The following is an 18,561-nucleotide window of genomic DNA, read 5'->3' as shown; positions in this document are numbered from 1 at the left end:
GCCCTGACCGTATCGGGTTTCTGGGACATTGCCACCACTGGCCCCGACGGAGTATGCATTGGTGCATAGGCGGTGAGAACGGGATTCCGGAAGCATCAACGTTCGCTACGGGTGGCTGCCCCGGAATCCGACAACCATGAGCGTGATGATCCTCATGCGGTAAACGTCGCGTGACGTTCCTGTGGACCTGATGAACAATTTCGAAATTGACGCCCCGTCACCTGTCGACCTGAGCCAGGAGCGCCCGATGTCCTTCTATCCCAGCGTTTTCGCCGCGATCTACAACCCGGTCCTGGCGACCGGGGAGATGGCCGGCCTGGGCCGGATGCGATCGGAGGTGCTCGCCGAGGCCAAGGGCGCGGTGCTGGAGATCGGTGCCGGGACCGGACTGAACCTGAGGCACTACCCGGCCGGGGTCAACCTGACGGTCACCGAACCGGACGCCGCGATGTTCCGCCGACTCACCAAGGCGGCCGTCGACCACCCGCTGCGGCCACAGTTGGTCCAGGCGCCGGCCGAGAACTTGCCGTTCGAGGCCGGGCGATTCGACACGGTGGTGAGCACGTTGGTGCTGTGCACCGTGCCCGACGTCCCGGCGAGCCTGGCCGAGATCCGGCGGGTGCTGAAGCCGGGCGGTCGACTGCTGCTGATCGAGCACGTGCTCGGTGGGCGCGCGCTGGCCGCCGTCCAGAACCGGATGCACCGGCCCTGGAAGGCGTTCGCGTGCGGGTGCAACTGCAACTTGCGGACGCCTGAACTGCTGACCGACGCCGGCTTCGACGCGGGCCCGCTGCGCCCGGCGAGTTGGAAGCTGATGCCGCCGCTGGTGCGCCCACTGGTCCACGGCAGCATCGAGGTTCCGATCTGACGCCTCCTCAGGCGATCCCGGTCTCCACGGCCTCGCTACCCAGGTAGGCGGCGCGGACCAGTTCGCTGCGGCCGACCTCCTGCGCGGTCCCCTCGAAGATCGGCTTGCCGAAGTCGAGCACGTAGATGTAGTTGCAGGTGCTCATCACCAGCGCCATGTCGTGCTCGACCAGCAGGATGCCCACCCCGCGGTCGGCGACCAGGCCGCGCAGGATCGCGCCGAACTTCTCGGTCTCGGCCTTGTCCAGACCGCTGGACGGCTCGTCGAGCAGCATGATCGAGAACCCGCCTGCGATGCACCGAGCCAGTTCGACCAGGCGGCGTTGGCCGGTCGACAGGTCGGCCGGCCGCCGGTTCACCAGCGGGCCGATGCCACATGCGGCGACCGCCTCGTCGACCGCCTGCTTCACCGCGGCGCTGTCGGCGCGTCGACCGAACACGTGCCGCCACGGTGTCGAGGCGGCCAGGCCGGCCTCGCGGCCGAGCGCGACGTTCTCGGCGACCGTCAGGGAGTCGAACAACTCCATCCGCTGGAAGGTGCGGCCCAGCCCGCGCTGCGCCCGCTGATGGGCCGAGCGGTGGGTGACGTCCTCGCCGAACAGTTCGACGATCCCGGACGTGGGGCGCAGCAGACCCGAGCACGCGTTGAACGTGGTGGTCTTGCCGGCCCCGTTCGGACCGATCAACCCGGTGATCCGGCTCTTGGGTGCGGACAGGCTGATCCTGTCGACCGCGAGGTGCCCGCCGTAACGCACGGAGACCTCTTTGACCACCAAACCGCCGACGCGCTCGCCCACTGTGCCTCCTCGGGTATCGGTCGAAGTGTATGGACACGGCGTCCGATTTGGTCGAAGATTGCTGCTCCGGGCTGTCGGGACCGTCCGGAGACGTACAGTATGCGCGCTTTGCGCCCTGCCGCTCCCGCCGGAAAGCGAGAGGATTCGTGATGGCGTCCGCGAAGCCGGAGCCCGACCCCGTATCTCTGTCCCCGCTCACCTTCTGGTCGGGGACCCCCCGCCAACGCGACGAGTCGTTGGCGGTTCTGCGCCGCGAGCGACCGGTCAGCTGGCACCCGCCTGCCGAGGGCTCGATGATGCCGCCGGAGGACAGCCACGGCTTCTGGGCCGTGGTCCGCAACGCCGACATCCGCGCGATCAGCACCGACCCGGACACGTTCGTCTCCGGCGAGGGCATCACGCTCGAGGACGTCCCCACGGCGATCCTGGAGACCGTCAGCTCGTTCCTCGCGATGGACTCCCCGAAGCACCTGCAGCTGCGGCGGCTGTGCTCGAGTGCATTCACCCCGCGGCGGGTGGCGCAGATCGAGGCCCAGATCGCCGGCCAGGCCCGGCGCATCGTCGACGACCTTCTCCAGCACCCCGAGGGCGACCTGGTGGCGGCGGTTTCTCGTCGCCTGCCGATGCTGACGATCTTCGAGATGATGGGCGTTGACGACGAGCTCCGCGGCGAGGCGACCGAGAGCGTCGACGGCCTGACGTCGTGGGCCGATGATCAGGTCCGCGGTGAGCTGCTCCCCGAGGAGCTGCTGATGGACTCGACGCTGAGCCTGCTGCGGATCGCGCTGGGGATCGCCGAGGCCCGCCGGGAGGACCCGCGCGATGACCTGATGACGGCGCTGGTGCAGGCCGAGGTCGAGGGCCGGCGACTGTTGGACGAGGAGATCGCCGCCTATTTCATCCTGTTGTCGGTGGCCGGGAACGACACCACCCGCAACACGATCTCGCACACCGCAAGCGCGTTCACCGAGTTCCCCGACCAGCGCAAGGTCCTCCTGGAGGACTTCGAGGGCCGCATCGGGACCGCGGTGGAGGAAATGGTCCGCTGGGCCACCCCGGTGATGACCTTCCGGCGCACCGCCACCCGCGACGTCGAGTTCGGCGGCGTGCAGATCGCGGCCGGCGACTGGGTCGGGATGTTCTACCAGTCCGGCAACCGCGACGAGGCGGCATTCGCCGACCCGTGGCAGTTCGACGTGCTGCGCGACCCCAATCCGCATGTCGGGTTCGGCGGGGGTGGACCGCACTACTGCCTGGGCACAATGCTGGCGCGCACCCAACTGCGCTGCATCTGGGGTGAGCTGCTGAGTCGGGCACCCGACTTCGAGGTCGGTGAGCCCGACTACCTGGTCGGCAACTTCATGTCCTCGGTTAAGCGCCTGCCCTATCGGCTGAACCTGTAGAGGAGCATGGTGCGCACCTTCGAGAGCTTGGACGTCTTCGCGGCGGCCGTCGGGACCGAACTCGGGACCTCCGACTGGCTGACGATCGATCAGAAACGCATCGACGCCTTCGCCGACGCCACCGGCGACCACCAGTGGATCCACATCGACCCGGAGCGGGCGGCCAAGGGGCCGTTCGGCGCGACGATCGCCCACGGTCTGCTGACGATCTCGCTGTTCCCGGGCTTCATCGACCAGATCTACCGGCTCGAGGGGGTGCGGATGGGCGTCAACTACGGGTTCAACAAGGTGCGTTACCCCTCGCCGGTGCGCGTCGACTCGCAGGTGCGGATGACGTTGGCGCTGAACGAGGTCACGGCGCTGGACGGTGGGATCCAGGTGGTGCTGGGCGGGGTCGTGGAGATCAAGGACGCGCCCAAGCCGGCTTGCGTCTTCGAGGCCGTCGCCCGGTTCTACGGCTGAGTTGCCTGTGCCGTCGGTGCGGGTAGCGGTCGAGGGCCGCGTGGGGCGACTGACCCTGGACCGGCCGCAGGTTCGCAACGCGATCTCGGTGGAGTTGGCTGGCGAACTCGCTGCCGGGGTGCGGGAGTTGGCCCCGCAGGTCGACGTGATCGTGATCCGCGGGGCGAGCGGGACCTTCTGTGCCGGCGGCGATGTGGCCGAGCTCGACCGGCTTCGCCTGACGGGGCGTGCGGCCCTGGCCGGGCTGTTCGGCGCCTTCCGGGAGGCGCTGGACGCGGTCGCGGCCGCCGAGGTCCCGGTGGTCGCCGTCGTCGAGGGGCACGCGGTGGCCGGCGGGTTCGAGTTGGTCCAAGCCTGCGACGTCGTGGTGGCGGCCGAGTCGGCGGTGCTGGCCGACATCCACTCCCGCTTCGGGCAGGTGCCCGGCGGTGGGGGCACCCAACTGCTGCCCCGGCTGGTCGGCCGGGCCCGGGCCTGCGCGCTGATCCTGACCGGCGATTCGCTGACGGCCCGTCAGGCCTGCGACTGGGGCCTGGTTTACGAGGTTTTCCCCGACGCCGAGTTGGACGCCGGGGTGGCTGATCTGATCGCCCGGCTGACCCGGGGGTCCCGGGCGGCGCGCACCGCCGCCAAGCGCCTGATCCGCAGCGGCCTGGAACTGCCGCTGGCCGCCGGGTGGGACGCGGAGACCGAAGCCGTGCTGGACCACCTGACCGGCACTGCAGGCGCAGCAGCCGTCGAGGCATTCACCTCCCGGAGGACGAACGCGTGAGTGAACACAGCGAGCCGTTGATCGGGCGCGGTGAGGTTCTGCTCGATCTGTACGGCGACGGCGTCGGGCACCTGCGGCTGAACCGGCCCGCGGCGTCGAACGCGATGACCGACAGCTTCCTGGCCGAACTGCAGCAGGCCGTGGCCCGCGCTGAGGCGGAGCCGCGGATGCGGGTGCTGGTGCTGTCCGGGGAGGGCCCGAACTTCTGCACCGGTGGCGACGTCAAGGACTTCGCGGCCAAGGGCGAGGCGCTGCCGGAGTACCTGCGCTCGGCCACGGCCCGGCTCGCCGCCGTCGTCGCGGGGCTGGTGCACTCGCGGCTGCCGGTGGTCCTGGCCGTGCAGGGCTACGCCGCCGGCGGTGGCGGTTTCGGGCTGGTGTGCGCGGCCGACCTGGTGATCGCGGCCCGCTCGGCCCGCTTCCTACCGGGCGCGACCCGGGCCGGGATGGCGCCGGACGCGGGTGCCTCGGTGACGTTGACCCGGATCGTCGGGGTGCGCAAGGCGATGGAACTGGTGCTCTGCAACCCGACGCTCACGGCCGAGGACGCCCTGGCCCTGGGCCTGGTCAACCGGGTGGTCGAGGATGAGGCGTTGCTCCCGGGGACGTTCGAGGTCGCCCGCGGGCTGGCTGCCGGGGCGCCGTTGGCCCTGGCCGCCGCGAAGCGGCTGCTATGGGAGGGCATCGGCCGGGGGCTGGACGAGGCGTTGCCGGACGAGGCGCGCACGGTCTCCGAACTGTCCGGGACGGCCGATGCCCGGGAAGGTCTGGCCGCGGTGATCGAGCGGCGGCGTCCGGGATTCCGGGGCTGCTGATGGGCGGTGTTCGTTGACTCCGGTGGCGGTTGTGACCGGGGGCGGCCGGGGAATCGGGGCCGCGGTGTGCGCGGCGTTGGCCGCGGCCGGTGCGGGGGTGGTCGTCGTCGACCGCGATGCCGAACCCGCCGAGGAGATCGCCGCCGCCGTCGGCGGGACCGCCGTCGTGCTTGACGTCGCGGATGCCGCCGCGGTGGCCTCGACGCTGGGTGGTATCGACGCCGCGATCCTTGTGAACAATGCCGGGTACGACCAGTTCGCCTGGTTCACCGACGTCACCCCCGAGGCCTGGCGGCGACTGATCGCGGTCAATCTGGAGGGTGTGTTCGCGTGCACCCAGGCCCTGTTGCCGGGCATGCAACGCGCCCGGTACGGCCGGATCGTCAACGTTGCCTCGGAGGCCGGGCGGATCGGCTCCAAGGGCAACGCGGTGTACGCGGCGACCAAGGGCGGGGTGCTGGCGTTCACCAAGTCCATCGCCCGGGAGAACGCGCGGTACGGGATCACCGTGAACGCGGTGTGCCCCGGCCCGATCGAGACCCCGCTGCTGGACGCGGTGCGGGCGTTGGGTGAACGCGGTGCGGTGATGGAGGCCGCGATGATCGCCGGGACCCAGTTGGGCCGGCTGGGCAGCCCGGCCGAGGTGGCCGCGGCGGTGGCGTTCCTGTGCTCGCCGGCGGCCTCGTACGTGACCGGTGAGGTACTCGGCGTCTCCGGCGGGATGGGACTCGGCGCCTGAGGCGGTTGCCGAGGGCCCGGACAGCACCTAACATCTTGTCTGGACACAGTGTCCGATAACTTGGGGTGTTTGCGAACGGGGCCGGATGACTCTGGGGATCGTGAGCTACGGCGTGCATCTGCCGGTCCACCGACTGGCGCTGTCCGAGGTGGCGGCGGCTTTCGGGTCGGGCTCCGGGCGCGGACGCCGGGTGGTCGCGGCCTTCGACGAGGACAGCACGACGATGGCGGTGGCTGCGGCCCGAGGCCTGGTCCCGGACCGCTCGGTCGAGTCGCTGTGGTTCGCGACGACGTCGCCGGCCTACGCGGAGAAGACCAACGCGGCCGCCGTGCACGCCGCCCTCGGCCTGGGCGAGGAGACGTTCGCGGTCGACGTAGCCGGTGCGGTGCGGTCCGGCGAGGGCGCCTTGCGCGCGGCCGCGGGCAGTGGTGGCTTGGCTGTGCTCGCCGACGTGCGCGTCGGCCGGCCGGGCTCCGCGGATGAGTCCCAGGCCGCTGATGGCGCGGCCGCGTTCCGATTCGGACCTTCTGCGCAGGCGTTGGCCGTACCGGTGGCGCGGGCCTGCGCCACCGCGGAACTGCTGGACCGCTGGCGGCTCCCGTCGGAACTGACGGCCAGTCAGTGGGAGGAGCGGTTCGGGCTGGACAGCTACGCGCCTCTGGTCGCTGCGACGGCCGGACGTGCCCTGGCCGATGCCGGACTGGCGTCCGCCGATCTGGTTGTCGTCAGCAGCCCGCACACCCGGGTGGCCGCGGATGCCCTGGCCCGACTGGGCGGCGCGGACGCGTTGCCGATGGGCAACGCCGGGGCTGCCGACGTCGGGATCCGATTGGCCGACGCGCTCGACCGGGCGCAGCCCGGCAACACGATCCTGGTGGTGAGCGTCTCCGACGGCGTGGTGGCCACGGTGTGGCGAGCCACCGACCGCATCGACGCGGCGCGTCCGGCGGTGTCGGTACGGCAGTTGCTGGCCGCCGGCCGCGACGTCCCGTACCCGACCTACCTGACCTGGCGCGGGCTGCTGGAGCGGGAGGCGCCGCGCCGCCCGGAGCCGGAGCGACCGGCCGCTCCGCCGAGCGCTCGGAATCTGGACTGGAAGTTCGCTTTCGTCGGATCGCGCTGCGACAAGTGCGGGTTCCTGCATCTCCCGCCGCAGCGGGTCTGCGCGTCGTGCCGGACGGTCGATGTGATGTCCGCCGCGCCGTTGACCGAGGCGATCGGTTCGGTGGTGACCTTCACGGTCGACCGGCTGGCGTACTCGTTGTCGCCGCCGGTGATCTGCGCAGTGATCGACTTCGACGGCGGCGGGCGCTGCCTGCTCGAGTTGGCCGACGCGGAGCCCGCGGAAGTCGTCGTCGGGGCGCGGGTCGGGCTGACGTTCCGGCGATTGTGGACCACCGGGAACGTGCACAACTACTTCTGGAAGGCCGCGTTGCTCGGGGGTGAATCGGTTGGCCAGTAACGGGATCCGCGACCGCGTGGCCGTGGTGGCGATGGGTTGCACGACGTTCGGCGAGCACTGGGGTCGCTCGGCGGAGGACCTGCTGGTGGACGCCACCGGCGAGTGTCTGTCCTCGGGTGATCTGACGTCGGATCAGATCGACGCGTACTGGCTGGGGACGATGGCCTCGGGCATGTCCGGCCTGACCCTGTCCAAGCCGCTGGCGTTGGAGTACCGGCCGGTGACCCGGGTGGAGAACTTCTGCGCCACCGGCTCGGAGGCGTTCCGAAACGCCTGCTACGCCGTGGCTTCCGGCGCCTACGACGTCGCGATGGCCGTTGGTGTCGAGAAGCTCAAGGACAGTGGGTACTCGGGGCTCGTCCGTCCGCAGATCGCCTCGGACGGCACGTCCGCCGACCTGACGCTGACCGCACCGGCCGCGTTCTCGATGCTCGACCCGGCCTACTGCGCCAAGTACGGCGTCGACCCGGGCACGTTCCGCGAGGCGATGACCCACATCGCGTGGAAGAACCACTGCAACGGGGCGCGCAACCCACGGGCTCAGTTCCGCAAGGCGATCCCGAAGGAGAAGATCGCGGCCTCCCCGCTGGTTGCAGGCCGATTAGGTGTCCTGGACTGCTCCGGGGTCTCCGACGGCGCGGCCGCGGCGGTGATCGTCCGCGCCGAGGACGCCCACCGGTGGACCGACCGACCGATGTACGTGAAGGGCCTGTCGTTGGTGGCCGGGCCGGGCAGCGGAGCGTTGGACCCGGGCTACGACTGGACGACGTTCCCGGAGGTCGTGGCCTCCGCGACCGATGCCTACCGGCAGGCCGGGATCGACGACCCGGCCCGGCAGATCCACCTGGCCGAGGTCCACGACTGCTTCACCCCGACCGAGCTGGTCCTGATGGAGGACCTCGGCTTCTGCGGGCGGGGCGAGGCCGTCAAACACGTGCTGGACGGGGCTTTCGACCTCGACGGCCGATTGCCGGTCAATCCCGACGGCGGGCTGAAGTCGTTCGGGCACCCGGTCGGGGCCAGCGGGTTGCGGATGCTTTTCGAGTGCTGGTTGCAGTTCCGCGGCGAGGCAGGCGACCGCCAGTTGCCCGACCCGCGGGTCGGGCTGACCCACAACCTCGGCGGCCGGCCGGGGTCCTGCGTCTCGTTCGTGTCGGTGGTCGGCAAGGACTTGAGTGAGGAAGCGGCATGACAGTCACGAACTACGACGCCCTGGTCCGGCCCGATCGGGTGCACGGCTCGCTCTACACGGACCCGGAGATTTTCGCCGAGGAGATGGAGCGGATCTTCTACCGGACCTGGGTCTACGTGGGCCACGTCAGCGAGGTGCCGCAGCCCAACGACTACGTCGTCAAGTCCATCGGTCCGCAGTCCGTCATCATGACCCGTGACCGAGCGGGGAAGGTCAATTTGCTGCAGAACCGCTGCGCGCACCGCGCGAACCTGGTCTGCGACGCGCCACGTGGCAACACCCGGGCGTTCCGGTGTCAGTACCACGGGTGGACCTACGACAGCGACGGCGCGTTGCTCGGCATGCCCTACAAGCAGGGCTACGACGGCGTGATAGAGAAGTCCGAACTGGGGCTGGGTCGCGTCCCGCGCGTCGCCGAGTACCGCGGCTTCGTCTTCGGCAGCTTCGCGGCTGACGGGCCGTCACTTCTCGAGCACCTCGGCTCGGCCACCGACGCGTTCGACCGGCTCTGTCGGTTGTCGCCGGCCGGCGAGGTGGCGGTTTCGGCCGGTTGGTTGCAGCATCGTGTGGCGGCGAACTGGAAGATGCTGCTGGAGAACGAGACCGACGGCTACCACCCGCAGTTCGTCCACTCGTCGGTGTTCCAGGTCGCCAACAGCGCCATCGGCGCCCTCTACGGGGAGTCGTCGACCGCGGTCTGCCGCGACCTCGGCGGCGGTCACACGGAGAACGATCTGCGCCCGGAATTCCGTCGGCTCGGCGTGCCGATGGGTTGGTTCGGCACGACGGCGGACAAGGTTCCCAACTACGTGGCGCGGATGCGGCAGTCCTACGGCGCCGGCGCCGAGGAGATCCTCATCGACGGATCGCCGCACGTGATGATCTTCCCGAACCTGTTCATCGCCGAGATCCAACTCTTCGTCATCCAGCCGTTGTCCGTGAATCAAACGGTGCAGCACGTGACCTGCGTCCAGTTGGCCGAAGGCGAGGAGATGAACCGGCGGATGCTGCAGCAGACGATCGGTTCGGTCGGCCCGGCCGGGCTCCTGCTCGCCGACGACACCGAGATGTACGAACGCAACCAGCGTGGTGTGGCATCCCGCCTCCCGGAGTGGCTGGTGCTGGCCCGGGGACTCAAGCGGGAGCGGATCGACGCCGACGGTCACACGATCGGGAACAACACCGACGAGCTCACGTTGCGCGCGATCTGGCGGCACTGGCTGACGCTGATGGACCCGATGGCGGAAGGAACCGCGGCGTGACCGGGACGACGATCACCGACATCGAGTTGGGGGAGGCCGAGCAGTTCCTCTATCGCGAGGCGCGCCTGGCCGACGCCCACGACTACGACGCCTGGGAGGCGTTGTGGACCGACGACGCCGTCTACTGGGTGCCCGCGGGTGGGGAGTCCGCGACCGACCCGACCACCCAGGTCTCGGTGCTGTTCGACAACCGGTCGCGGATCGGGACCCGGATCCGGCAGCTCAAGACCGGCAAGCGGCACTCGCAGAGCCCGAACTCCAGCCTGTGCCGACTGATCACCAACGTGGAGCTGCTCGGCGACCACGACGGCGACACCGTGGTGGGCGCGGCAATGCTGGCCGTCGAGTCCCGCGACCGCGGGACCACGATCTGGGCGGGGCGGTGCGAGTACCGGCTGCGCCGGGTCGACGGCGAGCTGCGGATGTCGTGGAAGAAGATCCTGCTCGTCGACCGGGATCGGGCACTAAACACCATGTCTTTCCTGATCTGATGGCGGCCGAGGAATTGCTCGGCACAGTCGACAGCGAGTTCGCCCGGGTTCGGCTGAGCATCGACCACGCCGGCAACGGTCCGCGGCTGCGGATCGAGGACCTCACCGGTGGGCGCGTCAACTACCTCGACGCGCTGACGCTGGAGGCGCTGGCCTGGGTCTCCGAGGAGAAGCTGCGCGAGCTGCTCGACCCGTCGGCCGACCGCTGGCGCGTCCCGGAATCCTGAGCCGGCGCGACCCGCTGCGCCACTGTGCCGATCAGCCAGACGCAGTAGACGATCAGCCCGACCGTCAGCAGTGCGGCCGGGTACTCCCAGCCCCAGCCGCGGTTGTCGTGCAGCACCGCGTACATCGGGAAACCCGTGCCGGCATTGGACAAGCCCTCGGCGATGAAGATCAGCGGGATCACCCCGACGGTGGCCCAGCCGCCTGCGGGGAACAGCTTGGTGAAGCCGAACACTGCCGCGCCGCCCGCGATCGCGGTGAACGCGTTTGCCGCGCCCCACCACATCGGATGGCCCCAGAGGTTGAACGGCTGTTTGCCGTAGTAGGTGTAGACGCCAGTCAGCAGACCGGGCGCCTCCAACGCGAAATTCGTCAGCACGAACACCGCCCACAGGCCGAGGAACTGGCGGCGGGTGACGCCCCGTTGCAGTGCCCGCGCGGTCAGGTAGGCGAAGCCGCCGATGTACCAGGGATAGATCACAGGGACGAACAGCGGCATCGTCCGACCCAGCAACGTGAACGTGTGGATCGAGCCGTGCTCGGTCAGGTAGACCATCCCCAGCACGTCGACGAACGGTTCGAACAGCGCCGCCGCCAGGCCCCCGAACAGGCAGCACAGCAGCAGCGGACGGCCCGCCCGGAGGTGGCGCAACGCGATCAGCAGCACGATCACCAACGGGACCGCCCCACCGATCGTGAACACCATCTCGGCGGCCTTCGGCATCTGCAGGTGCGTCGGCGGTTGCGGCAGCGTGGAATTCAACGCCGCGGCAGGGAGCATGACCCAGGCTACCGCGGTCACTGGACTGCATATCCAGACACCGCGTCTGTCATTTGGGGCAGTCGGGAATCCGTCACCGGATCCTCCTGTCGAAGGCTGGGCTTCTCCCGGGCGGCCAGTTATTCGATCATGAACGCAAAATCTTCGCAGCGAGACCTGTGGCCATGATCAACTCGCGCGCCAAGATGGGCGTGATTGGGCAGTGACTTCATCCGGAGGGGGCCGACGTGAGCGTCGAGCCGATCGTGGAATTCAGCTTCGGTATTGCGGCGCAGGGCTACGAGCGTTCGGCGGTGGATGCCCGGATCGAGGAGTTGGCTCTCGAGCACGAGAACGTGCTGCGGCGGGCCGAGGATCTGCAGCGCGAGATCGCAGAGACGACCCGCGCCGCGTCGGCAAGTGGGGAGCAGGAGCTGTTCGCGTTCGTGCTCGGCCGGCTCCAGTCGACGTTGGGCGCCGCCCACGTCGCGAGCACCGGACTGCAGCGAGCCGGCGAGACCCGGGCCCGGGAGGAGCGCGCAGCCGCTCACGAGATGATCCGTCGGCAGTTGATGCAACTGGAGGACGAGTCGCAGCGCGCGGTCGCCGCCGCCGAGGCAGCCGCCCGCCGACTGATCGAGGAAGCGGGCCGCGCGGCCGCAGAGCTCCGTTCGGAGGCCGCCGAAGCCGCAGCCCGGATCACCGCCGGAGCACAGGACGTGATGGAGGTCGCTCGGACCAAGACCGAGCAGCGGACCAAGGAGATCGTGGGCGAGCTGACCGCATGGCAGCAGGCGCACGAGAGCGCCCAGGCCGCGACCCAGGCCGCTGCCGACGGTCGGCTGGAACAAGCGGGACGCGCCGCAACCGCCTACGGTGAGCAGGCCAGATCGACGTTGGACTGTGCCGCGCAAACGGCCTCGCGGATGACCGGTGAGGCTCGCCTGGAGGCGGATCGCCTGCTCGCCGAGAGCCAGCGCGGGGCCGACCACCTGCGCCAGGAATCCGAACGCGCGGCCGCGGAGGTGGCGGTCAACCTGCGCAGCATCGGGCGGTTCGTCGACGGCCTACCGTTGCCGGCGGGCCTGACGGACCTCGCGTCGGAGGACGGCCGACCGACGGCCGACTCGGGCCGTGGGTCGATCTCGGAGATCAGCGCGTTGTGGCCGCGTCGGCGAACCCGCAGCGCCTCGGGTCAGGAGCCCGGACGGTCGGAGCGCATCAGATAGGGAACCGCGCCATGATCGCCGCCGCCACGAGTTGCGCGGTCTCGGCGCACGCCGTGGTTCCGCCGTTCGCGTACTCCTTCACCCCGTCGCCCACGTGCCAAAGATTCGCCAGCGGGGTCTCCGGCCGCATGTCGAACCCGGCCACCGCACGTTGCGGCGGCCAGTCGTCGCGCGTCACCACGACCGAGAGAACCCTTGCCTGGGCGGCGAAATCCGGGATCGTCTCGTGGATATCAGCAAACAGCAGGTCGGTCTCCACCGCTTCGTCGAAGTCGCCGACCGAGGGCTGCGGCACCGAGGTCGCGACGAACAGGTGCCAACCCGGCGGCGCCATCTCCGGGCAGACGTCGGTGAAGTTCGCCATGTAGGCCATCCGCCGGGTCTTGGCGAAGCCGAGCATCCCGGGCACCTCGATCAGCCGCTCCCGCGACGCGAAGTTGACGGTGATCATCGCGGCCGGCCGGTCGGCGCGCTTCACGGCGGCGAGATAACTTTCGTCGAGCACGTCGTCGCCGAGCAGGCGCACGGTCGCGGCCGGCCCGACATCGCTGACCACCACTCGCGCGCGGACGATCCCCCCGCCTGCCAGCACTGCCTCGGTCACCGACCCGTCGGCAACCCGCAACGACTCGACCGCGCTCGACAGCCGGATTTCGCCTCCGTCGCGAACGACTGCGGCGGCCAGTGCCCGCCACAGGCCGATCGTGCCCTCCGGGTGATAGCCGAACCGTTTGAACGCGCTCTTGCGGGTGAAGTAGGTCAGGAACACCCGGGCGGGCAGTTCCTCGGTGGAGACGGCGAAGATCGAGCCGCAGATGTTGCGGAACATGCCGTGCACGGTCTCGTTCTTCGTGAACCCACGCAGCCACTCCGCGGTCGACATCGAGTGCTCGGGCAGGCCCTCGTCGTGCCTCGCTGCGCCGATCCCGGCGAGGATCTTCGCCCCCTGGCGGGTCAACTGACCCAGCATCAGACCCCAGCCACCGCCGGTGATGTCGACGTTCTTCTTCCCGATGCGGTAGACGATCGGCGGGTTCGGTTCGCGGATCTCGAAGGCGGCCTCGACCTCCCGGCAGGTCTGCTCGGTGATCCCGCCGAGCTCGATCACGATCGCGCCGGTGTTCACCTTGAACCCGTCGACGTCGTCGGTGGATGCCCGACCGCCGATCTTGTCCAGGCGCTCCACCACCAGCGTGCGATAGCCCGCATGCGCCAGTCGGGCAGCGGTGAACAGACCACCGGCGCCCGCGCCGATCACCAGGACGTCGACCTCGCTCATGCCCGTCATGACGGCGTCCTAGTACGACGTCGGCAGGCCGAGGCTGTGCTCGGCGACGAAGTTCAGCACCATCTCGCGACTGGTCGGCGCCGTGCGCAGCATCCGGGCCAGGAACCACAGCGGTGCCAGGCCGTACTCCCGCGACATGCCGTTGCCGCCGTGCACCTGGATCGCCTGGTCCAGCGTGCGGATCACCGCCTCGGCGGCGGCGTACTTCGCGATGTTCACGGCCTCGGCGGCGTTGGCGCCCGAGTCGCACAGTTCGGCCGCCCGGGCTGTCAGCAGCCGGGCCTGGGTGACCGCCATGTAGCACTCGGCCATCGGGTGGGAAAGGCCCTGGTGCGCACCGATCGGCGTGTTCCACACGCTTCGTTCGCAGGCGTACCGAACGGCCTTGTCCAACGCGTAACGGGAGATGCCGTTGCTCATCGCTGCGGCGGTGACGCGTTCCGGGTTCAGCCCCGAGAACACCGCGCGGAATCCCTTGCCTGCCTCACCCACCAAGTTGCCGGCCGGGACGCGGACGTCGTCGAAGAACACCGTGAACTGCTTCTCCGGCTGGACGAGCTCGGCCTCGATCGGGGTCATCGACAGCCCGGGGGAGCCGGCCGGAACCACGAACATCGACATCGGGGTGTGTTTGCCGGCGGCCGCGTCCGCGTCGCGGCAGACGACGAGGATCGCGTCGGTCTGGTCGGCGCCGGAGGTCCAGTACTTGGTGCCGTTGATCAGGTAGTCCTCGCCGGCCCGGCGGGCGGTCACCGCCAGTGCGTGGGTGTTGGAGCCGGCGTCCGGTTCGGTGATCGCGAACGCCATGGTCCGGGTGCCGTCGGCCAGGCCCGGAAGCCATTCCTGTTTGAGTTGCGGTGATCCGTGGGCGGCGATGATCGCCCCGCAGATGGCGGGCGAGATGACCAGCATCAGCAGCGGACAGCCGGCCGTGGCGATCTCCTCGAGTGCCACGCACGTCTCGGTGAGGCCGGCGCCGCCACCCCCGTACTCCTCGGGCAGGTGCATCCCGAGGAAGCCGGCCGCGCCGAGTTCCTCGTACAACTCGGTGGGCTCCTTGTGCGCCCGAGCGCACTCCAGGAAGTACGGGAAGCCGTAACGGTCGACGATCTGCCGGACGGCGGACCGCAACGCGGTCAGCTCCGGTGTGGTCGGAACGATGTCCACCATCGCGAGTCCCCTCTTCTGACGAATGGTCAGTTACTTGTTCGGCCGAGGAATGCACGCATCCGCTCGGCGACCTCGGGAGAGGTGGCCAGTTCGACCATCCCCGCCCGTTCCGCGTCCAACGCCTCTGACAGTCGCCCGCCGGGGCGCAACAACGACCGGAGTTTGGCGTTCGAGGCCCGCGGTCCGGCCGCGATGCGCAGCGCGATCTGCTCGACGCGAGCGGCGACCTCCGCGCTGGGCACGACCTCGCTGATCAAGCCACAGTCGACCGCCTCGCCCGCGGTCAGCGCGCGGTTCGCGTAGCACATCTGCGCGGCTATGCGACGGCCCACCAATCTGGGCAGGAACCACGAGTTGCCGCCGTCGGCGCCGAGTCCGAGAACCCCGGAGCCCACCGCGAACCTCGCGTCCGCGCCCGCGACCACGATGTCCGACACGTGCAGCAGACCGAGGCCGCCGCCACCGGCTGAGCCGTGAACAGCGGCCACGATCGGGACCTCGAGTGCCAGAAACAGTCGCAGCGCCTGGTGATACTCGGTGAGCATGAGATCGAGCAGAGCGGGCAACTCCTCCTGCGGGGTCGCCGAGAGCGCGGCCAGGTCGCCGCCCGGGCAGAACGCCGGTCCGTCCGCGGCCAGCACCAGGACCCGCATCGAACGGTCGGCCGTGCAGGCCTGCGCCGCGGTGAGGATGTCGCGGGCCAGGGCCGGGTCGATCGAGTTCGACGCCTCGGGCCGGGTCAGGCACACCCGGCCGATCGGCCCGCCGAGTTCGAGTCGCAAGGCCGACAACGGCGGCCGATCCGAGCCGGAGGGGACTGTCGCCGGCTCCAGCGCAGCCACCCAACATGCGGTGTCGGTGAGTTGGCGCAACCCGGTGATCCGTCCGGCGGAGACGGTGATCGTGTGGTTGAACGGCGCCTCGAGTTTGCAGCCGGTGGAGCGCGCCGTGCCCAGGTAGGTCCCCGTTGCCAGCACCCGGCCGTCGGGCAGTGCGAGGATCTCCTCGGGATGCGCGACGACGTCGAACTCGCGACCCAGCGCGCCCCAGAACTCCCGGCGCATGGCCCGCGCCCCGACGTAGCGGCCGCCCAGCCCGAACGGCATTCCGGACGCGGTCTCGCCGATGAAGTCCGGATCCAACAGCCCGTCGAGCGCCTCGCGGTCGCCCGCGGCCAGCGCGGCATACAGGGCGCGGACGAGGTCCGCGACATCCGCACAGCCCGACATACCGGCGAGTGTGACGCAGCCGGGCGCCGAACGCAATGAAAACGTCGGACAGAGTGTCCGAAGTCTGTGGATCAGCCGGCGATCAGGGTCGCGCAGAAGACCTCGGCCAACGCGTCGGCGCTGACGTGCATCCGGCGGCGCGAGGCGCCGGGTGCCACCTGGCTCACTGTCCGTTCGGTCATCCAGGCCAACGCGACCGAGGTCGGGGCCGCCGCCACCTCGCGCACCCAACCACCGGCCTGGCCCGTGCGGATGAAGCGTTCGATCGCGCGGGCGTAGTCCGCAACCGCGTCGTGGTAGGCAGCACGGATCGCGGGGGAGTGCGCCGAGGCCTCGGCGACCGCGCGCAGGACGGCCTCGTCGGCGGCGAATGCGTCGAACAGCTTGCGCATCCCGCGTCGGACGTCGTGGGCGCTGACCTCCGCGCCGCCGGCGAGCCAGGTGCGTTGCGCGTCGTACAGGCGCAGCAGCGTCGCGGCCGAGAGCGCCTGCAGCATCACGAACTTGTCCTCGAACTGCAGGTAGAACGTCGACCGGGCCACCCCGGCCTGTCCGCACAGGCGTTCCACGCTGACCTCACGGAACGATGCGCCGTCGGCGAGCAGTTCGGCCAACGCGACCCGCAGCAGGTCGATGAGCTCGTCGCGCCCGTAGGCCCGACCCTGACGCGACGTCACAGGGCCGGCCGGCCAACAACCCGACGGATCAGGCGCTGCGGCACGCGGCACCGGCGTACAGGGTGTTCCAGATGATCGCGGTGTAGCCGTCCAACAACTTCCCGTACGCCGCGTCGTCGGCCCCGCGGACCAGTTGGTGCAGCCCGCGTTCGGCCATCCAGGTCAGCCACTCCGCGACCTCGCCGGCGGCCAGCGTCTCGTCGACGAAGCCGTCGCGCTGACCCGCCCGGATGTGCTTGCGCAACCCGGCGCTGTTGTGGCCGATCAACGACATCACCGACTCGCGGACGCCAGGGTCGTAGGCCGCCGCGTCGAATGCCGCGGCCATCAACGAGGTGTGCGGCCGATAGACGTCGAACACTGCGCCGAGCGCCTCGTGCAGGTCCTCGCGCTGGGCGTCGCCGCTGAGGTTCCACCAGCGCTTGGCCACCGAGTCCAGGTCCCCGGTGATCTCGTCGAGCCAGGCCCGCAGCAACTCGCCCTTGTCGGCGAAATAGACGTAGAAAGTCGACCGGGCCACCCCGGCCCGGGCCACCAGGCGCTCGACCGAGAGCTCGGTGAAGGTCTCACCCTCGGTGAGCATCTCCTCGACGGCGGTGAGCATCTTTCGGCGGATCTCGTCGCGCCGCTGGGCTCGACTGCCGGCCGCCTTCCGCGTGATCGAGGGCATGCGGACATTGTCGCATCCCGGGCCGCACATTGTCTGGACGCATTGTCCGATCATTTCTTGACCGACGTCGGCGGGCGCTGCCAGACTCCGCGGGACATCCTGTCCGGACATCAGCAACGCGGGGGCGGCGCAGTCATGACCGAGTACCGGACCGTCAAGGTCGACCACGCCGACGGCGTCGCGCACATCCTGCTGAACCGGCCGGAGGCGCTGAACGCCTGGACGGCCGAGTTCGGCGGCGAACTGCTTGTCGCGATGCAGGAGGCCTCTGCCGACCCGGCCGTCCGCGCGATCCTGATCAGCGGTTCGGGCAAGGGTTTCTCCAGCGGCGCAGACCTGAAGGCGGGTCGACCGACCCGCGCCGACGGCCTGCCCGACCTGTCCAGCCGACTGCGCGACACCTTCAACCCGGTGATCATCGCGATCCGCGACGCCCCGAAGCCGGTCATCGCCGCGGTGCACGGTGCCGCGGCCGGCCTGGGCTGTTCGCTCGCGTTGGCCTGCGACTTGGTGGTGGCCGGGGAGTCGTCCTATTTCCTGCTCGCGTTCGTCAACATCGGGCTGATCCCGGACGGCGGTGGGCTGCGCTTCCTGGCCGAACGCGTCGGCCTGATCCGCGCCGCCGAGCTGGCGATGCTCGGGGAGCGCCTGCCCGCGCCGAAGGCGTTGGACTGGGGCCTGGTGAACTCGGTGCATCCCGACGCCGAACTGCTCGACGCGGCAACGGCGTTGTGCCGGCGCCTGGCCGCCGGCCCGACCGTGGCCATCGCGAACATCAAGCGCACGCTGCGGGAGACCACCCAGGCCAACCTCGTCGACCAGGTTTGGATCGAGGCCGTGCGGCAGCAGGAACACGCCGGCACCCACGACTTCGCCGAGGGCGTGGCGGCGTTCGTGGAGAAGCGTCCGGCGAAGTTCCGCGGGAACTGATCGTTCGCCGGAAACGACTACAAACTCCGCCGGTTCAGAACGATGGTCGATCGGCGGGGGCCGGCACCAAGCGCAGGGGATTCCGAACTCGTTCGGTGGGCGGGTCGATGCCGTCGGGGTC

The 18,561-nt window shown here is 69.9% G+C and carries 20 protein-coding genes; 13 read left to right on the top strand and 7 right to left on the bottom strand.

The features are described from left to right. The first annotated feature begins 247 nt into the window (after positions 1 to 247). Positions 248 to 868 (top strand): class I SAM-dependent methyltransferase, encoded by a 621-nt coding sequence (locus VHU88_22115; GenBank protein ID HEX3614398.1) that lies wholly within the window; start codon positions 248 to 250, stop codon positions 866 to 868. A 7-nt stretch (positions 869 to 875) separates the two neighbouring features. Here the strand turns inward: VHU88_22115 and VHU88_22110 are convergent, their stop codons facing one another. Continuing rightward, positions 876 to 1,664: an ABC transporter ATP-binding protein gene (locus VHU88_22110; protein HEX3614397.1), complete on the bottom strand. Its 789-nt coding sequence runs from the start codon at positions 1,662 to 1,664 to the stop codon at positions 876 to 878. Between the two features lie 149 nt (positions 1,665 to 1,813). On the opposite strand from VHU88_22110, the gene VHU88_22105 reads away from it, so the two are divergent. The 10 genes from VHU88_22105 (at position 1,814) to VHU88_22060 (ending at position 10,489) form a co-directional block, all read left to right on the top strand. Next, positions 1,814 to 3,067 (top strand): cytochrome P450, encoded by a 1,254-nt coding sequence (locus VHU88_22105; GenBank protein ID HEX3614396.1) that lies wholly within the window; start codon positions 1,814 to 1,816, stop codon positions 3,065 to 3,067. A gap of 9 nt (positions 3,068 to 3,076) precedes the next feature. Further along, the gene (locus VHU88_22100; GenBank protein ID HEX3614395.1) at positions 3,077 to 3,529 is read left to right on the top strand and encodes a MaoC family dehydratase; all 453 of its coding nucleotides are present in this window, start codon (positions 3,077 to 3,079) and stop codon (positions 3,527 to 3,529) included. A 16-nt stretch (positions 3,530 to 3,545) separates the two neighbouring features. Further along, positions 3,546 to 4,301: an enoyl-CoA hydratase/isomerase family protein gene (locus tag VHU88_22095; GenBank protein HEX3614394.1), complete on the top strand. Its 756-nt coding sequence runs from the start codon at positions 3,546 to 3,548 to the stop codon at positions 4,299 to 4,301. Beyond that, entirely contained in the window at positions 4,298 to 5,116 is an 819-nt protein-coding gene (locus VHU88_22090) for an enoyl-CoA hydratase-related protein (GenBank protein HEX3614393.1), read from the top strand. Before VHU88_22095 ends, VHU88_22090 begins: the two co-directional genes overlap by 4 nt. 22 nt (positions 5,117 to 5,138) lie before the next feature. Further along, positions 5,139 to 5,855 (top strand): SDR family oxidoreductase, encoded by a 717-nt coding sequence (locus VHU88_22085; protein HEX3614392.1) that lies wholly within the window; start codon positions 5,139 to 5,141, stop codon positions 5,853 to 5,855. Between the two features lie 85 nt (positions 5,856 to 5,940). Then, complete coding sequence (locus tag VHU88_22080; protein HEX3614391.1) at positions 5,941 to 7,317, top strand: OB-fold domain-containing protein; 1,377 nt, start codon at positions 5,941 to 5,943, stop codon at positions 7,315 to 7,317. Continuing rightward, a complete protein-coding gene (locus tag VHU88_22075; protein ID HEX3614390.1) occupies positions 7,307 to 8,509 on the top strand; it encodes an acetyl-CoA acetyltransferase in 1,203 nt (400 codons plus the stop codon). The genes VHU88_22080 and VHU88_22075 overlap by 11 nt, the downstream gene beginning before the upstream one ends. Next, positions 8,506 to 9,771: an aromatic ring-hydroxylating dioxygenase subunit alpha gene (locus tag VHU88_22070; GenBank protein ID HEX3614389.1), complete on the top strand. Its 1,266-nt coding sequence runs from the start codon at positions 8,506 to 8,508 to the stop codon at positions 9,769 to 9,771. Before VHU88_22075 ends, VHU88_22070 begins: the two co-directional genes overlap by 4 nt. Continuing rightward, positions 9,768 to 10,262 carry an aromatic-ring-hydroxylating dioxygenase subunit beta gene (locus VHU88_22065; protein HEX3614388.1) on the top strand — a complete coding sequence of 165 codons (495 nt, stop codon included), beginning with the start codon at positions 9,768 to 9,770 and terminating at the stop codon, positions 10,260 to 10,262. The genes VHU88_22070 and VHU88_22065 overlap by 4 nt, the downstream gene beginning before the upstream one ends. After that, on the top strand, positions 10,262 to 10,489 hold the full coding sequence (locus VHU88_22060) for a hypothetical protein (GenBank protein HEX3614387.1): 228 nt from the start codon (positions 10,262 to 10,264) through the stop codon (positions 10,487 to 10,489). Before VHU88_22065 ends, VHU88_22060 begins: the two co-directional genes overlap by 1 nt. Here VHU88_22060 and VHU88_22055 read toward each other — a convergent pair. Then, positions 10,384 to 11,289 (bottom strand): hypothetical protein, encoded by a 906-nt coding sequence (locus VHU88_22055; GenBank protein ID HEX3614386.1) that lies wholly within the window; start codon positions 11,287 to 11,289, stop codon positions 10,384 to 10,386. The two genes, VHU88_22060 and VHU88_22055, sit on opposite strands and share 106 nt — an antisense overlap. Before the next feature lie 206 nt (positions 11,290 to 11,495). On the opposite strand from VHU88_22055, the gene VHU88_22050 reads away from it, so the two are divergent. Beyond that, on the top strand, positions 11,496 to 12,476 hold the full coding sequence (locus VHU88_22050) for a hypothetical protein (GenBank protein HEX3614385.1): 981 nt from the start codon (positions 11,496 to 11,498) through the stop codon (positions 12,474 to 12,476). Here the strand turns inward: VHU88_22050 and VHU88_22045 are convergent. The 5 genes from VHU88_22045 to VHU88_22025 all read right to left on the bottom strand — a co-directional run bounded on the left by VHU88_22045 (position 12,469) and on the right by VHU88_22025 (position 17,510). Further along, positions 12,469 to 13,764 carry an NAD(P)/FAD-dependent oxidoreductase gene (locus VHU88_22045; GenBank protein HEX3614384.1) on the bottom strand — a complete coding sequence of 432 codons (1,296 nt, stop codon included), beginning with the start codon at positions 13,762 to 13,764 and terminating at the stop codon, positions 12,469 to 12,471. The genes VHU88_22050 and VHU88_22045 overlap by 8 nt on opposite strands. Positions 13,765 to 13,773: 9 nt before the next feature. After that, complete coding sequence (locus VHU88_22040; GenBank protein ID HEX3614383.1) at positions 13,774 to 14,934, bottom strand: acyl-CoA dehydrogenase family protein; 1,161 nt, start codon at positions 14,932 to 14,934, stop codon at positions 13,774 to 13,776. Positions 14,935 to 14,960: 26 nt separating this feature from the next. After that, on the bottom strand, positions 14,961 to 16,163 hold the full coding sequence (locus VHU88_22035) for an enoyl-CoA hydratase-related protein (GenBank protein ID HEX3614382.1): 1,203 nt from the start codon (positions 16,161 to 16,163) through the stop codon (positions 14,961 to 14,963). Between the two features lie 71 nt (positions 16,164 to 16,234). After that, positions 16,235 to 16,840, bottom strand: a complete 606-nt coding sequence (locus tag VHU88_22030) for a hypothetical protein (protein ID HEX3614381.1) — start codon at positions 16,838 to 16,840, stop codon at positions 16,235 to 16,237. 28 nt (positions 16,841 to 16,868) lie between these two features. Continuing rightward, complete coding sequence (locus VHU88_22025; protein HEX3614380.1) at positions 16,869 to 17,510, bottom strand: TetR/AcrR family transcriptional regulator; 642 nt, start codon at positions 17,508 to 17,510, stop codon at positions 16,869 to 16,871. 135 nt (positions 17,511 to 17,645) lie between these two features. Here VHU88_22025 and VHU88_22020 point away from each other — a divergent pair, with 135 nt between their 5' ends. Continuing rightward, on the top strand, positions 17,646 to 18,440 hold the full coding sequence (locus VHU88_22020) for an enoyl-CoA hydratase-related protein (protein ID HEX3614379.1): 795 nt from the start codon (positions 17,646 to 17,648) through the stop codon (positions 18,438 to 18,440). The last annotated feature ends 121 nt before the right edge of the window (positions 18,441 to 18,561 follow it).

It is taken from the genome of Sporichthyaceae bacterium, from assembly GCA_036269075.1.
Lineage (GTDB): Bacteria > Actinomycetota > Actinomycetes > Sporichthyales > Sporichthyaceae > DASQPJ01.
This window is presented reverse-complemented; position numbering and strand designations above follow the sequence as displayed.